Consider the following 15,637-nt stretch of genomic DNA (forward strand, 5'->3'; position numbering starts at 1 on the left):
CTGAACAGGAAATCAAGGAGATGGCCGCGGAATGGTACAAGAAGCTTGACGTGCACGCCCCCATGGTGGAGGTGCTGCCGATGCTGGCGCCGGAGGGCCTCACCATGCGCTTTCCCGAGGCCACCCTCGCCTCGCTGGCGGAGTTCGAAGGCTGGTACCAGCGGGTGATCCGCATCTTCTTTGACGAAGAGCATCACCTCAAGGAGGTAACATCCCGTATCTCCGGCGATACGGCCGAGGTGCATGTGGTCGTCGAATGGCACGCCAGCGTCTGGAATCCACCGGCGGCCAACAGCGCCCGCATCAAGCTGGATGCGGACCAGAGCTGGGTGGTCAAGCGCTCGCCAGCCACCGGCAAGCCGGTGATCGTTGTCTACACCGTCAATGGTCTCAACTACCACGAGGGCTCGGCGCGCCTCTAGCGCCCGGCTGTTGGGAGGAGCGACATGGAGCCGCGACAGATCATCGAGCAGTACTACGTGCACGCCAATGCTGGGGCCTGGGACAAGTGGTGCGACCTCTTTGCCGAGGACATGGTCATGGACGAGCAGTTGGCCGGCCATATCGAGGGCCTGGCCAGCTTGCGGCCGATGATGGCCGGCATGGGCACCGCCTACGCCAAGTTCCAGAACCGGCCGAAGCACATCCTGGTGGATGGCCACCAGGCGGCGGTGGTCTCCCACATCTCGGCCCTGGCGGCCAGGCATCCGGACCGGCCCATCGAGGCCGAGGTCATGAACTACTTTGAGATCAAGAACGGCAAGATCAGCTACATGGCCAACTTCCACGATTCGCGGCCCTTTCAGCCCTTCCTCGATCAGCTGGCCGGCAAGTGATGATGGCCCCAAAGGAGACGCCCGTGAAGCTCAAGGGAAAGAAGATCGCCATCCTCATGGAGAGCGATTTCTACGAGCCGGAGATCTTCTATTATCAGCTTCGCTTCCCGGAGGAAGGTGCCGAGGTGCACCTCATGTCCCGTTTGTGGGGCCAGCCGCGCCTGACCTTCAAAGGCCACGAGCACCATACGCCGCTGGAGGTGTCGGAGAGCTTCGAGGGCATGACCGACGCCGAGCTGGCCTCCTATGCCGCCATCATCGTGCCCTCCGGCATGGTGTCCGACCGGCTGCGCTACACCGAGGATGTGAACAGGCTGCCGCCGGCGGTGGAGTTTTTGCGGCGGGCCTTTGCCATGCCAGCGGTCCTGAAGGGCATCATCTGCCACGGCCTGTGGCTGGTGGCGCCAGCCCCGGAGCTGGTGCGCGGCCGCCGTCTGGTGGTGCACAACAACCTCCTGGGCGATGCCCGCAACATGGGCGCCGTCTACGTCAACGAGGACGTGGTGGTGGACGGTGACCTGGTCACCGGCCGCAGCGGCGGCCATTGTCACCTCTTTGCCCGCCGCATCATCGATCTTCTGACCGGGTCGTAGCCCCGTTTCCTGGGGTCCTCCGGTCCCCGTGACTCTTGAAGGAGAACAGCGCATGGCCTTGCCCGTGTTTGCCCACGTTGGTCTGAACTGCCGGGACCTGGATGCCACCGAGGCCTTCTACTGCCGCCACTTCGGCTTCCAGCGCGCCCGCTTGATCCCCCTCGGCGAGGACCGGATTGTCTTTCTCAAGGCCGGGGATGTCTACCTGGAGCTGTTCAACGCCAAGGGCGAGCCGCCGGATCCCCTGCCAGCCAACGACGGCCCGGGCTATGCCGGCTTCCGCCACCTGGCCTTCATGGTGGCGGATGTGGAGGCGACCCTGCGCTCCATGGGGACGGATGCGGTGGTGACCCTGGGGCCTTTGGCCTTCGACGATTTCATTCCCGGCTGGAAATCGGCCTGGATCCGGGATCCGGACGGCCGGATCATCGAGCTGAGCCAGGGGTATCGGGACGAAGGCAGGTAGCCTCCAGCACCTTGCTCGCCACCATCATCACGAGGAGCCACGATGAGCCATATCCACCACACCTTCTCCGATACCATCGCCGGCTACGTCACCCGCTTCCACCGCACGGCACGCTCCTTTGGCCTCAAGACCGCCCACGGCCGGGAATTCACCCTGCACCTGACCCCGACCACCTACGCCCGGATGATGCAGAACCTCGATGAGGGCTACATCGATGCCACCGGCCGCCTTGGCGAGCTGCTGGAGCCGGGGAATCTGGTCTATGTCTACTGCATCTTCTATCCGGTCGGCGATGACTACCGCATCGAGGCCAAGTCGCTCATCTTTTGTGGCGAGCGTCCGGGCAGCTTTCGCCACGAGGATCCGGACTGGTGGGTCAAGCAGATCCGCAGCATCGCCAACAGCTACCTCCGCTGGCAGTTCAACTATCCAGAGCAGCCCATCGATTACCGCGAATACCGCACCTTTTTGCACCTGGCTGGCGGCAAGAAGGGGGACTATCTCCAGGAGACCGACACCATCTCCCGCCTGGTCTACGGCTTCGCCTCGGCGTATCTGGTGACCGGCGAGGAGCATTTCCTGGAGGCGGCGGAAAAGGGTACCGAATACCTCCGGGAGCACATGCGCTTTTACGATGTCGACGAGGATCTCATCTACTGGTACCACGGGGTGCAGGTCGCGGGCGACCGGGAGCTGAAGCTCCTCACCTCGGAGTTCGGGGATGACTACGACTCCATCCCCATGTACGAGCAGATCTATGCCCTGGCCGGTCCCACCCAGACCTTCCGCATCACTGGCGATCCGCGCATCCTTTTCGACATCGAAAAGACCATCGACCTGTTCGAGAAGTTCTACAAGGACAACGAGAAGGGGGGCTACTTCTCGCACATCGACCCCATCACCCTGGATCCCCGCTCCTCGACCCTGGACAAGGGCAACAACCGGGCGAAGAAGAACTGGAACTCGGTGGGCGACCACGCCCCGGCCTACCTCATCAACCTCTGGCTGGCCACCGGCCGGGAGAGCTACGCCGATTTCCTGGAATACACCTTCGACACCATCGAGGCCCGTTTCCAGGACTACGACCACAGCCCCTTTGTCCAGGAGCGCTTCTTCGAGGACTGGAGCCCGGACCGCGCTTGGGGCTGGCAGCAGGACAATGCCGTGGTCGGCCACAACCTCAAGATCGCCTGGAACCTGATGCGCATGAACAGCCTGCGCGAAAAGGACGCCTACGTGGCCTTTGCCCGCAAGATCGCCGGGTTGATGCCGAAAGTTGGCAGCGACCAGCAAAGGGGCGGCTGGTACGACGTGGTGTCCAGGACCCTGGAGCCGGGCGAGGAGCACCACCGCTTCACCTGGCATGACCGCAAGGCCTGGTGGCAGCAGGAGCAGGCGATCCTGGCCTACCTGATCCTGGCCGGGACGCTCAAGGATCCGGAATACCGCAAGGAGGCCCGGGAGGCGGCCGCCTTCTACAACGCCCATTTCCTGGACCGGGACGACGGCGGCGTCTATTTCAATGTGCTGGCCAATGGCCTGCCGTATCTCATGGGCAACGAGCGCTTCAAGGGCAGCCATTCCATGAGCGGCTACCACTCCACCGAGCTGTGCTACCTGGCGGCGGTCTACACCAACCTGCTCATCACCAGGGTGCCGATGAGCTTCTATTTCAAGCCCAAGCCCGGGGCGTTCCAGGACAACATCCTCCGGGTGTCGCCGGACATCCTGCCTTCTGGCAGCGTCCGGCTCACCGCCGTGGAGATCGATGGCAAGCCCTACAGCGACTTCGACGCCGAGGCTCTCTTCGTCCGGCTGCCGGAGGCGACGCATGATCTGAAGGTGAAGGTGACGATCAGCCCGGTGTAATGACCACGGATTCCCGGCCGGAAGAGACCACAGGAGCAAGCACTGCAGAACAGACGAGGAAGTCCCATGAATCCGGAGCAGCTCGAAACTGAGATCATGAAACTGAGTCTTGATGCACGAGCGAAGCTGGCGGAAAGAATCATCTTGAGCTTGGATGCACCGTCTGACCATGAGAACCTGCAGCTGTGGGTGCAGGAGGCAGAACGGAGACTGAATGATCTGCGGGAGGGAAAGGCCAAAGAGGTGCCGGCGGAGGACGTCTTTCGCAGGGCACGGGCCGCCATTCTATGCGCAAGATAACCTTCCACGAGGAAGCGGATTCCGAAGCCCACGAGGCTGCCCTCTACTATAGAAGAGAGGGCAACTGATCTCGGCCTTGCATTTCTGGAAGAAGTCGAGAAGAGTACCCGGCGTATCCTGGAAAACCCTATGGCGTACCAGTGTGTTGGGAGCGAAGTACGGCAAGCACCGGTTGTTCGTTTCCCTTACAGTATCCTTTACGTCATTGAGCCTGCGGAGCACATCCGCGTCATCGCGGTCGCCCACCAGAAACGAAGACCTGGGTACTGGCGGAAGCGACTCCAGATGGAGACATGAAAGCCGGAATAGAGAATCAGGCGGCCAGCACCCGCGGTGAGATTGGCGGGTGCTATCGGGAAGACGCTGGCCGCGTGGTTGGGTGCCGCTCATTCTGAGGGTACAGGAGGAATCCATGACGATCGAAACCCGGGTGGATGGCGACCATGTCGTTGCCCAGCTGAGCGGCGATATCGATGGCAAGACCGCCCCGGAGGTGCAGTCCCGGCTGCTGGCGGCCCTGGCGTCCGGGAACCGCCTGCTGGTGGACATGCGGCAGGTCGGCTATCTGTCCAGCGCCGGCCTCAGGATGCTGCTTCTCCTCTACCGGCAGGTCATGGCGAAGAACGGCCGGGTGGTGCTGGTGGGCGTGTCCGAGGAGATCCGGGACACCATGTCCATGACCGGCTTCATCAACTTTTTCACCCTGGCCGAGACGGTGGAGGCCGGGCTGGCGGCTCTGGGCTGATTGCCCAGACCGCCGCCGTTCCAAGGAGGTGGCATGAGCCCCGGAAGCCCGCCTGCCGTTGGCGCGATCGATCTGGCCGAGCGCCGGATCGATTTCTATCCCACCCACGAGATCGCCGGCTTCCGGCTGCGGCCCGGCAAGCCGTTTCCCTTCGGCGCCACCCTGGTGCCCGGGGGCGTCAACTTCTCCGTTTTCTCCAGCCACGCCGTCGCCTGCACCCTGGTCCTGTTCCAGAAGGGGGCGGCCGAGCCCCTGGCAGAGATCCCCTTCCCCGGCTCGTTTCGCATCGGCCATGTCTGGAGCATGATGGTCTTCGATCTCGACTGCGAGACCGTGGAGTACGGCTTCCGCATGGATGGGCCGTTCGCGCCTGGCCAGGGTCATCGCTTCGATGCCACGAAGATCCTGCTTGATCCGTACGCCAAGGCGGTGGGCGGCCGGGATGTCTGGGGCACGCCGCCGGACTGGAGCAGCATCTTCCCGTACCGGGGCCGACTGGTCTTCGAGGACTTCGACTGGGAGGACGACCGGCCCCTGGAGATCCCCATCGAGGACCTCATCATCTACGAGCTGCATGTCCGGAGCTTCACCCGCCATCCCTCCTCCGGGGTGAAGCACCCGGGCACCTTTGCCGCCCTGCGCGGGAAGATCCCCTATCTCAAGGAGCTGGGCGTCAACTGCGTCGAGCTGATGCCGATCTTCGAGTTCGACGAGTTCGAGAACAGCCGCCGCCATCCGGACAGCGGCGAGATGCTCTACAACTACTGGGGCTACAGCACGGTCAACTTCTTCGCCCCCAAGGCCGGCTTTGCTGCCACCGGCCGGCTGGGCATGCAGGTGGACGAGCTCAAGACCCTGGTCAAGGAGCTGCACCAGGCGGGCATCGAGGTGATCCTGGACGTGGTCTTCAACCACACCGCGGAAGGCAACGAGATGGGGCCCACTATCTCCTTCCGGGGCATCGACAACAGCACCTACTACATGCTGACCCCCGAAGGGTACTACTTCAACTTCTCCGGCTGCGGCAACACCCTCAACTGCAACAACCCCATTGTCCGCAACATGGTTCTGGATTGCCTGCGCTACTGGGCGGCCGAGTTCCACATCGACGGCTTCCGCTTCGATCTTGCCGCCATCCTGGGACGGGACCCCTGGGGCGCCCCCTTGGCCAATCCCCCTCTTCTGGAGACCCTGGCCTTCGATCCGGTGCTGGGCAAATGCAAGCTGATCGCCGAGGCGTGGGATGCCGGCGGTCTGTACCAGGTGGGGTCTTTCCCGGCCTTTGGCCGCTGGGCGGAGTGGAACGGCAAGTACCGGGACGACCTGCGGCGCTTTCTGAAGGGCGATGCGGGCATGGTGGGCGCCCTGGCGCAGCGGATCCAGGGCTCGCCGGACCTCTACGGCTGGAATGGCCGGGGACCTACGGCCTCCATCAACTTCATCACCTGCCACGACGGCTTCACGCTCTACGACCAGTTCGCCTACAACGGCAAGCACAACGAGGCCAACGGCGAGAGCAACAACGACGGCGCCAACGACAACCACAGCTGGAACTGCGGCTGGGAGGGGGAGACCAGCGACCCCGGCACCATTGCCTTGCGGCTGCGCCTCATCCGTAACGCCTGGGCCATTCTCCTGGTGAGCCACGGCGTGCCCATGGTGCTCATGGGCGACGAGATGGGCCGTACCCAGCACGGCAACAACAACACCTATTGCCACGACAACGAGCTCAACTGGCTGGACTGGGGCCTGGCCACAAAGCATGCCGACCTCCTGCGCTTTGCCCGGCTCATGATTGCCTTCCGCAAGGCGCATCCCGTGCTGCGCAGCCGGTACCATCTCACCAACCGGGATTATGCAGGCAGTGGCTGGGCTGACATCACCTGGCATGGAACCGAGGCCTGGAACGTGGACTGGTCCGGTCACAGCCGGGCACTGGCCTTTCTCCTGTGCGGCCGCCATGCCCGGCGCGGCACCGTGGCGGACGAGTCCATCTACGTGGCCATGAACAGCCACTGGGAGCTGCGGTCCTTCGAGCTGCCGGCGCCACCGCCGGGCACCAGCTGGCACGTGGCGGTCAACACCGGCATGCCATCGCCGGAAGACATCTTTGCCCCAGGCACCGAGCCCAGGCTGGCCGACCAGGGCCAGTTCCTGGTGCAAGCCTATGGGGTAGCCATTCTGGTGGCGCGCTGACCGCCAGAGCCTGGCACCCCCCTGACCCCACACGACATCCAGGAAGGAGACGCTCATGCCCCTCGACGTGCAATTGGCAATGGCAGGCAATGTGGCCAAGATCACCCTGGCCGGCGCCCTTGACGCCAGCACCGCCAACCAGTTCAAAGAGGTGATCGAAAAGGCCGCGGCGGAAAAGCCCGCCAGGATGGTCCTGTTCATGGAGAGGCTGGAGTTCATGGCCAGCGCCGGGCTGCGGGTGCTGATCTTTGCCAAGCAGAAGATGGGGGCGGCCGGCGATATCTACGTCATCGGCAGCCAGGGACCGGTGCGGGGCACCCTGGAGATGAGCGGCTTCCATCACAGCGTCTACATTGAGGACACCTACAGCGGGGACTGAGCATCCCGGCCACGCCCGAGCCTGACCCACGGGGGACGCACGCGCATGGAGCCTCTTTCTCTGCCGGCCAACTTGAGCGCCCTGGAGGAGATCGGCCGTTACGTCAAGGCTGCTGCTGAGGCGGCCGGTCTGGATCCGAAGGCGGCCTACGGTCTTCGCCTGGCGGTGGACGAGATCGCCACCAATATCATCCTGCACGGGTACGAGGAGGCGGGCCTGACCGGCAACGTCGATATCGCCGCCGAGCTGTCGCCCACCGCCCTCACCGTGGTCCTGGAAGACGTTGGTCGTCCCTTCGATCCGCGCACCCGGGAGCTGCCGGATGAGGAGGAGCTGCAGAAATCGCTCCTGGAGCGTCCCATCGGCGGGTTGGGGATCTATCTGGTCCTGAACGGGGTGGATCGCTTCGACTACCAGCGGACAGGAGAGCGCAATCGCAACATCTTCATCATGGACCGCCCGGTATCCTGACCAGCCATGCCGAGGATGACGAGTGCACTACCGGCCTGAAGATCTCCACAAGCTGCGCCAGCGCTGGCAGCAGCCGCTGCTCGACCCGGACAGCGGCCAGCCCGTGGAGGTCGAGGGCTGCCGGACCTTCCATGACCTCCTGCGGCGGCGGCTCCAGGAGATCGAGGCCCTGGGTCAGCCGGCCAGTCCGGCTGACCGCAGCCTTCCTGTCTGGCGCACCGAGCGGCGGGCCTTCTGGGAACAGCAAGGCCAGCCCCGCTTTCTCGGCCTGCTCGCCGAGCTGACGCGCTTCGGCCTCCCGGCGGTGACGGGCATCGAGGCCGCCCGCTACGAGATCCGGGAGCCCTGTGACCTGCGCGGCGCCGACCTCCATGCCGTTGCCCTGGACGGTGCCTTTCTGGAGAACGCCCATTTCGAGGGCGCGGATCTCACCGGCGCGCGTCTCGCTGGGGCGCGGTGCTTCGAGACCCATTTCGAGGATGCCGTCTGCGAGCAGGCCTCGTTTCTGGGTGCGGAGTGCCATTTCGCCGCCTTCCACCGGGCCCGCTGCGATCGGGCGCTCTTCGACCAGGCCGACTGCACCATGGCCCGCTTCGATCAGGCCCGGCTCCGTCACGCCTCCTTCGACACCACCATCGCCTACGCCGCCACCTTCGATGGCGCCTTCCTGGCCAAGGCCGCGCTGGCGGCCATGCGGGTCAATCATCTCACCCGCTTCGGTTGCCCGGGCGAGCACCTGGAGGCCAGAGCCAGGAAGGCGGTGCGCCGGGAAAAGCGCCACGAGGGAGACGACTGGTACATCGTCGATCTCTTTCCGGTCTGGCTGCGGGCCGCGGAGGTCAACTCCCAGATCCGTGCCCTCCTGAAGGCCCACGGCTATTTCTTGGCCGCCGATGAATACCAGTACCTGGAGATGGTCTGCCGGCGGCACGTGCTCCATCAGAACCGGGCGAGCGAGGTCCTGGAATGGCTGCTGAAGGACCTGATGTTCGGCTATGGCCTGAAATGGAAGCGGCCCCTGGTCACGGTCTTCGCCATCATCGGGCTGTGGGGCCTGGGCTTTGCCGGCCACTTCCGCCTCCATGCCCTGCACGACTACGGGGCCAGCATCGGCTGGGGGATGTACTACTCGGTCATCGCCTTCACCACGCTGGGCTTTGGCAATGCGCCGGATCTCGATGGCCTGTGGCCCAAGGTGCTCCTGTGCTCGGAGGCCCTCCTGGGCACCATTCTCATGCCCATGTTCCTGTTGGCCTATGCCAGGAAGATCCTGCAGGACTGACGGGCCAGCTTGGATGTCCGTGGAAACGAGGCAATGCCTCTCGGGCACACCGATGCGAGGTGGAGCCGATGTTTTTCACCTGTAGAGCTGTTATTGCGATCTTTTTGACGACTGGCGGCAGTACGTGATAGGCGGATGGATCATAGCCCGGGCGGAACCTTCGGCGCAACCAACTGATTTTACAAGATTTTTCTTGGGATCCCTCGGGCACCACGAACGTAACCTGCCGATTTGATGGCAGATAATCGGACAGACACTCTGGCGCGAAAGATAGCCGGCCGTCTAATACATGTTGGGTTCTAATCTCAACCCTAAAGGCTGTAAAACGTATATGAAACAAAATGCAGAAAATTTAATGATCTGTTTAGGTTTATCTGAACATATCCAAGAAGATGGCACAGCCTATCCATTCGGCCCGATAAGTATATTTAAGTTGGCAAAATTTAAAACCTACTTTTTATACCCGATCTCTGGCAGTAATTTTACTTGGGTCTTTTTAGTCAATGAAAAAGCAAATGAAATGATGGAAGGTAATGATGCTAAAATATATTTAAAATCAGACAAAGAAATATATTTTGGTGCTTTAAAGTTGCCACAATCCGAGCTCGCAAAGCCAGCTAAAATCGGGAAACTTAGAGGTAATGATAATAGGGGGTTTTTCCCCGAAGGATTTGGGTGGTCAATAGTATACTTTAATCATCCAGATTTATTAATCCCCCAGCCCGGTGAATACGAAATAATACTGAAATATTGCGGCAAAGATTCAGTCATAGGAAAAGTTGTTTTTGGATACCGTCCTGCTCCGCCTCTAACCTCTGAAACAATAAAAGCTATAGAATCTGATCCAGGAGCCTCAAAAACAGTTATGATTGAAATCGTTTGCAATAATTGTGGTGGTTCTTTTAAGGCTTATACTGGAATTGATAAAAATCCAGACATAGAAAAGAATGGTTATATTTGGCAATATGATATCAATGAAGCCGAGAAGTTTCAGTGTAAATGCGGACAATCTAATCATTATACAAAATATATAAAAGAAAGCCTGCATGGTTTGCTTATCTCGAACAATCAAACCAAATTTAGTGGTATATCTTATATGAGAAGGTATGCTCATTTAGAACTGGAATCTATAGCAAACAAATTTTATAAGTTAATAGAAAGTGAAAAAGAAGAAAAACCATTCCAACTGTATTTAGAAAAACATCCTGTTTTGTTGGCTTGTTTTCATGCAAAAAAAATTTTTACGAAACCGAATATTCTGGGTAAATTTGAGACAGACTTTGCAATTATTAACTCTAGAAATGAACTTTTGCTAATAGAATTGGAGAGGCCGATACCATTATTTACAAAAAGTGGGCATCCAACGGCTAAGCTAACACACGCATACGGTCAGGTTCGCGACTGGCTATTTGAGTATGAAAAGCACCCAATAGCGGTTTTGGAAGGGATGAAACTAAATCCAAACGAGGTTGTGGCAGTAAGAGGTGTTGTAATCGCAGGCAGAGAGTCAAACGAAGAAAGAAAATATTTTCAGCGCCACCTCTCGCAGCCATTATATCAAAAGATTGAATTTCTTTCTTTAGAAGATCTTCCTAAGAGCCTGATACAGCTGTCAAATGATTTGTCATAATAAATACACCCAACAAGGCAAATTCAGCCGAGGCAAAAAGCCGCGCGGCTGATTAGCAATGTTATGTATAAAAACGGGTCTCACTCATGCTGAATTTGTTCAAAAAAAACCTTGGGAAAATATGATGAAAACTTTTGTATTATTTATGACCCTATTGGCATCTACATATGCTTATGCTGGGAGTGAGATTTCGGTTTCAGTGGTAGAAAACCAGCGTGAGTCAAATAAAAGTGTTTATATCTCCGATACGGCATTAGGCTATGGGGAAACTATTTATGTTACGGAGCGTGCTCCTGGCTACGGAACAACCTTCTATATCACGGACAACCCTAGTCTGGCTGACATCGTTCTCAAGCAACCCAAGGATGGCCCTTCATCAGCAGACTTACGTCTTTATATTCATAGTAGTAACCCTGGATACGGAACCTCAATTTATATTACAGATAGAGCACCTGGTTATGGGAAAACGGTATATTTTGCACCAAGAAACCCAGGATATGGCAAGTCAATCTTTATCGAAGATCCACTCCTCAGGTTCAATAAGAAAGTAATAGCAACTATGCTTCTGATGCTAGGCGTCATTTAGTGAAATGTGTCCTTCCGGCAAGCGTGTATAAGGCGCAAAAAAAATGTAGCCACCCCAAAAATTTTTTCTGGGGTGGCTTTGCTGGATGCAGGTTGTTCCAAGGAAAAAAAGCAGGCGGCCATTTGTTGCAAAGCCCCCTGCTTAAGTGAAGGTTTTTTAACCCTGTTGGGGCAGGCTCAGGATTGTATTCCGATAATTCCAGGGCATGAAGGCCTCGGGCGTAGCCTGTGCCTGGGCGGAATAATCCTGGATCGCAGTCAGGTAATCAAGCGAATTGACGCCTGATAGTTCGCAGGTGCAGATGAAACTCGTGAACATGTCACCTATGGCGGCCCCGTTCAACGATTTGAAAAACAGTGAATTTTTCCGGTGCAGTATGGCTTTTTTCAGCGCCCTTTCGCAGGTATTGTTATCGAGCGGGGCGCCGGGGATACGCAAGAACCCGGTCAGCCGGTCCCAGCGATTGAGCATGTAATTTATTGCACTGCCCAGGCCGGAATTCGATTCCACCTTTTTCTGGTCAATCTGGGCCTGCAGCCAAGCATGGAGTTCATCCATTAACGGGCCGCTGTTGGCTTAGAGCTCCTGCATGGGGTCGGACCAAGACAACTGATTGATTTAATGAAATAAATATATGAGAAATAGGCCATATTTTGTCTTAAAGGCACCGTTTTGAGGGTCAAAAGGGGTTTTTAAGGAAAAATGGCCCAACAAAAACATTCTGCGGACAAGCCGCAGATGTTCATGTTAGGCGTCCCGAGCGTCCCACTTGCGAGGAGATGACACCACCCGATGATTGAGCGCGATGCCTGACCATAACTACTTCTCGAACCTGATCTGGCAGATCGCCGACCTACTGCGTGGCCCGTACCGGCCTCCACAGTACGAGCGGGTCATGCTGCCCATGACGGTGCTGCGCCGGTTCGACTGCGTGTTGGCTGCGACCAAGGCAAAGGTGCTGGCCGAGCACGAGCGCTCCAAGGACAAGTACAAGGGCGAGGCTCTCGACGCGCGGCTCAACAAGGCCTCGGGCCAGCGCTTCCACAACCACTCGCCGCTCGATTTCGAGAAGCTCAAGGGCGACCCGGACCACATCGCCCAACATCTCGTCAGCTACATCAAGGGCTTCTCGGCCAACGTGCGCCGCATCTTCGAGTACTTCGAGTTCGAGAACGAGATCGAGAAGATGCGCGAGGCGAACATCCTCTACCTCGTGGTCTCGAAGTTCTGCGACGTGGACCTGCACCCCGACCGGGTGCCGAACGAGCAGATGGGGCTCATCTTCGAGAACCTCATCCGCCGATTCAACGAGCTCGCGAACGAGACCGCGGGCGACCACTTCACGCCGCGCGAAGTCATCCGGCTGCTGGTGAGCATTCTCTTCATCCAGGACGACAAGCTCCTCGCCACGCCCGGCACGGTGCGCAAGCTCCCCGACCCGGCCTGCGGCACGGGCGGCATGCTGGCCGAGGCGCAGAACTACCTGCGGGATCACCACCGGCAGGCCAGGCTCTACGTCTACGGGCAGGACTACAACAAGCGCGCCTTCGCCACCGCCGCCTCGGACATGCTGATGAAGCAGGTCGACCACAACGGAGGCGGCAACAACATCCGTTTCGGCGACACCTTCACGGAAGACCAGTTCGCGGGCGAAACCTTCGACTACTTCCTGACCAACCCCCCTTTCGGCGTGGACTGGAAGAAGCAACAGAAGGAGATCGAGCGCGAGCACGAGAAGCGGGGCTTCGTCGGCCGCTTCGGCGCCGGCCTGCCGCGCGTCAACGACGGCGCGTTGCTCTTCCTGCAGCACATGATCGCCAAGTTCGAACCCGTGCGACCGGCTGAACACAAGCACGGTTCACGTCTGGCCATCGTGTTTTCCGGGTCGCCGCTGTTCACCGGGGGCGCCGGCTCCGGCGAGAGCAACATCCGCAAGTGGATCATCGAGAACGACTGGCTCGAGGCCATCGTCGCCCTGCCCGAGCAGATGTTCTACAACACCGGCATCGGCACCTACGTCTGGATCGTCACGAATCGCAAAGACAAGCGGCGCAAGGGAAAGATCCAGCTCGTTGACGCGCGCGACTTCTGGACCGCCGGTGGGAGCGAGGAGAGCGCAGTCTCGGCGACAAGCGCCGCCACATCACGGCAAGCCAGATCGACGAGATCGTCCGGCTCTACGGTCGCCTCGAGGACGGCGAACACTGCAAGGTCTTCGACAACGCCGACTTCGGCTACACGCGGGTCACCGTCGAGCGGCCGCTGCGCCTGCGCTACCAGATGACGACCGAGGACAAGGCGCGGTTCCTCGACGCCTGCCCGCACCTGCTCGACGACGTGCAGGCGATCGACGAGGCGCTTGGACGCGAGCCGCGGCGCGACTGGAACGCCGTCTGGGAACGTATCCAGGACCTGCTCCACGGCCGGCGATCGCGCTGGAAGGCGACCGAGCAGAAGCTCTTCCGCAGCGTCTTCACGCAGAAGGATCCCGACGCCGAGCCGGTCGCCAAGGGTGGGCGTGACGAGGGCTACGAGCCGGACCCGGACCTGCGCGACTTCGAAAACGTGCCGCTCAAGGAGGACATCGACGCCTACTTCGAGCGCGAGGTGCGCCCCCACGTGCCGGACGCTTGGATGGACCGGAGCAAGGACAAGGTCGGCTACGAGATCAACTTCAACCGCCACTTCTACAAATACACGCCGCCGCGGCCGCTCGAAGAGATCGATGCGGATCTGAAGAAGGCGGAGGAGGAAATTCTGCGGCTCTTGCGGGAGGTGACGGAGTGAACAACTCCATCCGTGCCGTTCCCACGGGCTTTCCGGTCCTCCTGGCGGAGATCAAGGACCGTGTTCAGCAGGCCCAGACTCGGGCTATCCTAAGCGCCAACGTCGAACTGGTGCGCCTCTACTGGGACATCGGCCGGTTGATCGATGAACGACAGCGCCGGGAGGGCTGGGGCGCCGCCGTGATCCCGCGGTTGTCGCGAGAACTCCGCAACGACTTGCCAGAAGAGAAGGGCTGTTCCGAGCGGAATATCAAGCGGATGCTCGCGTTCTATCGTGAGTACACGGACCTCCAGCCGGCCGCGCCAATGGTGCCACCGCCGGTGGCCCGATTGGCGCCCGTCGAAAAAGTGCCACCGCCGGTGGCACAATTGCCGGACACTCCAAAAACGCCACCGTTTGCGGCAACATCCCGCGACCATGGAAGCATACCGTCCTCAGTGCCTCGCGTCGATTCGATCCTCTGGATGGTTCCGTGGGCGCACCATGTCGTCCTGATGGAGAAAGTCAAGGACCGGGCCGAGCGCTTTTGGTACATGCGGCAGACGCTCGCCAACGGCTGGAGCCGCAATGTCCTGCTCACCATGATCCAATCGCAAGCCCATCGGCGGCAGGGAAAAGCGGTCACGAACTTCGATCGGCTCCTGCCGCCGCCGCAATCCGACCTCGCTCGGCAGGCGCTCAAGGACCCGTATATTTTCGACTTCCTCACGCTCGACGAATCGTTCCACGAACGCGAACTGGAAACCCATCTGTTACGCGCACTCGAGCGCTTTCTCCTGGAACTCGGCCAGGGCTTCGCTTTTGTCGGCCGTCAGGTCCGCCTCGACGTGGGTGACGAAGATTTCTACGTGGATCTGCTCTTCTACCACCTGAAGCTGCGATGTTTCATCGTGATCGACCTGAAGATCGGGGAGTTCAAACCCGAGTACGCCGGCAAGATGAATTTCTACCTGAGCATCGTTGACGACCGGCTCCGCCAAGCATCCGACAGCCCGTCGATCGGTCTCATTCTCTGTCAGGAACGAAACCGCGTCGTCGCCGAGTACGCCCTGCGCGGGATGAATAAGCCGATCGGTGTCGCCGAGTACGAACTCACTCGAACGCTGCCCTCCACGCTCCGGTCCGCCTTGCCGACCGTAGAGGAGATCGAGGCCGAACTGAGCAAGCCAGCCGCCCGGCGGAAGCCCGAGCCGGCCAAGCCGGCTACGGCCAGGCAGGCGACATCGCGCCGACCGACCAAAAAGCTTTCGAAGAAGAAACAAAGGCCATGATGGCGTCCCGAGCTCCCTACGAGATCAACTTCAACCGCCACTTCTACAAGTACACGCCGCCGCGGCCGTTGGAGGAGATCGATGCGGAGCTGAAGAAGGCGGAGGAAGAGACCCTATGGGAATAGCCAAGTTTGGGGGCTCCGGGAATTGCTGGACTCAAATCATGGTTCTCGAAAAACTCCGCGACACCCTGCTGCCCAAACTCATGAGCGGCGAAGTCCGCGTG

At 59.7% G+C, this 15,637-nt stretch carries 16 protein-coding genes and 2 pseudogenes; 17 read left to right on the forward strand and 1 reads right to left on the reverse strand.

Translation table 11 applies throughout. From position 1 onward, the window contains the following. The 14 genes from AB1634_08740 to AB1634_08805 all read left to right on the forward strand — a co-directional run. Positions 1–422, forward strand: a 422-nt coding sequence (locus tag AB1634_08740) for a hypothetical protein (protein ID MEW6219604.1), incomplete at its 5' end; no start/stop codon positions are given. A 24-nt stretch (positions 423–446) separates the two neighbouring features. Beyond that, complete coding sequence (locus AB1634_08745; GenBank protein MEW6219605.1) at positions 447–836, forward strand: nuclear transport factor 2 family protein; 390 nt, start codon at positions 447–449, stop codon at positions 834–836. A gap of 23 nt (positions 837–859) precedes the next feature. Continuing rightward, entirely contained in the window at positions 860–1,429 is a 570-nt protein-coding gene (locus AB1634_08750; GenBank protein MEW6219606.1) for a DJ-1/PfpI family protein, read from the forward strand. A gap of 52 nt (positions 1,430–1,481) precedes the next feature. Then, a complete protein-coding gene (locus tag AB1634_08755; GenBank protein MEW6219607.1) occupies positions 1,482–1,895 on the forward strand; it encodes a VOC family protein in 414 nt (137 codons plus the stop codon). A gap of 42 nt (positions 1,896–1,937) precedes the next feature. Then, the gene (locus AB1634_08760) at positions 1,938–3,764 is read left to right on the forward strand and encodes an AGE family epimerase/isomerase (protein MEW6219608.1); all 1,827 of its coding nucleotides are present in this window, start codon (positions 1,938–1,940) and stop codon (positions 3,762–3,764) included. Positions 3,765–3,830: 66 nt separating this feature from the next. After that, positions 3,831–4,064 carry an addiction module protein gene (locus tag AB1634_08765; protein ID MEW6219609.1) on the forward strand — a complete coding sequence of 78 codons (234 nt, stop codon included), beginning with the start codon at positions 3,831–3,833 and terminating at the stop codon, positions 4,062–4,064. 48 nt (positions 4,065–4,112) lie between these two features. Continuing rightward, positions 4,113–4,361: a type II toxin-antitoxin system RelE/ParE family toxin gene (locus AB1634_08770; protein MEW6219610.1), complete on the forward strand. Its 249-nt coding sequence runs from the start codon at positions 4,113–4,115 to the stop codon at positions 4,359–4,361. A gap of 115 nt (positions 4,362–4,476) precedes the next feature. Next, entirely contained in the window at positions 4,477–4,809 is a 333-nt protein-coding gene (locus AB1634_08775) for an anti-sigma factor antagonist (GenBank protein MEW6219611.1), read from the forward strand. 33 nt (positions 4,810–4,842) lie between these two features. Further along, positions 4,843–7,005, forward strand: a complete 2,163-nt coding sequence (gene glgX, locus AB1634_08780) for a glycogen debranching protein GlgX (protein MEW6219612.1) — start codon at positions 4,843–4,845, stop codon at positions 7,003–7,005. Positions 7,006–7,060: 55 nt separating this feature from the next. Then, positions 7,061–7,384, forward strand: coding sequence for an STAS domain-containing protein (locus AB1634_08785; protein ID MEW6219613.1), 324 nt, complete (start codon positions 7,061–7,063; stop codon positions 7,382–7,384). Positions 7,385–7,429: 45 nt separating this feature from the next. Beyond that, positions 7,430–7,855 carry an ATP-binding protein gene (locus AB1634_08790; protein ID MEW6219614.1) on the forward strand — a complete coding sequence of 142 codons (426 nt, stop codon included), beginning with the start codon at positions 7,430–7,432 and terminating at the stop codon, positions 7,853–7,855. Between the two features lie 22 nt (positions 7,856–7,877). Then, positions 7,878–9,137, forward strand: coding sequence for a pentapeptide repeat-containing protein (locus tag AB1634_08795; GenBank protein MEW6219615.1), 1,260 nt, complete (start codon positions 7,878–7,880; stop codon positions 9,135–9,137). A gap of 331 nt (positions 9,138–9,468) precedes the next feature. Next, positions 9,469–10,767: a Shedu anti-phage system protein SduA domain-containing protein gene (locus tag AB1634_08800; GenBank protein MEW6219616.1), complete on the forward strand. Its 1,299-nt coding sequence runs from the start codon at positions 9,469–9,471 to the stop codon at positions 10,765–10,767. Between the two features lie 121 nt (positions 10,768–10,888). After that, on the forward strand, positions 10,889–11,353 hold the full coding sequence (locus AB1634_08805; GenBank protein ID MEW6219617.1) for a hypothetical protein: 465 nt from the start codon (positions 10,889–10,891) through the stop codon (positions 11,351–11,353). A gap of 156 nt (positions 11,354–11,509) precedes the next feature. On the opposite strand, the pseudogene AB1634_08810 reads toward AB1634_08805, so the two are convergent. Beyond that, positions 11,510–11,914: pseudogene (locus tag AB1634_08810) on the reverse strand (transposase). Between the two features lie 244 nt (positions 11,915–12,158). Here AB1634_08810 and AB1634_08815 point away from each other — a divergent pair. From AB1634_08815 to AB1634_08825, 3 genes and pseudogenes are all read left to right on the forward strand, one after another. Beyond that, positions 12,159–14,140 (forward strand): annotated as a pseudogene (locus AB1634_08815) (class I SAM-dependent DNA methyltransferase). Beyond that, the gene (locus AB1634_08820; protein MEW6219618.1) at positions 14,137–15,411 is read left to right on the forward strand and encodes a PDDEXK nuclease domain-containing protein; all 1,275 of its coding nucleotides are present in this window, start codon (positions 14,137–14,139) and stop codon (positions 15,409–15,411) included. Before AB1634_08815 ends, AB1634_08820 begins: the two are co-directional and overlap by 4 nt. Then, entirely contained in the window at positions 15,408–15,536 is a 129-nt protein-coding gene (locus tag AB1634_08825) for a hypothetical protein (protein MEW6219619.1), read from the forward strand. Before AB1634_08820 ends, AB1634_08825 begins: the two co-directional genes overlap by 4 nt. Positions 15,537–15,637: the final 101 nt, after the last annotated feature.

This window comes from Thermodesulfobacteriota bacterium, from assembly GCA_040755095.1.
GTDB lineage: Bacteria > Desulfobacterota > Desulfobulbia > Desulfobulbales > JBFMBH01 > JBFMBH01.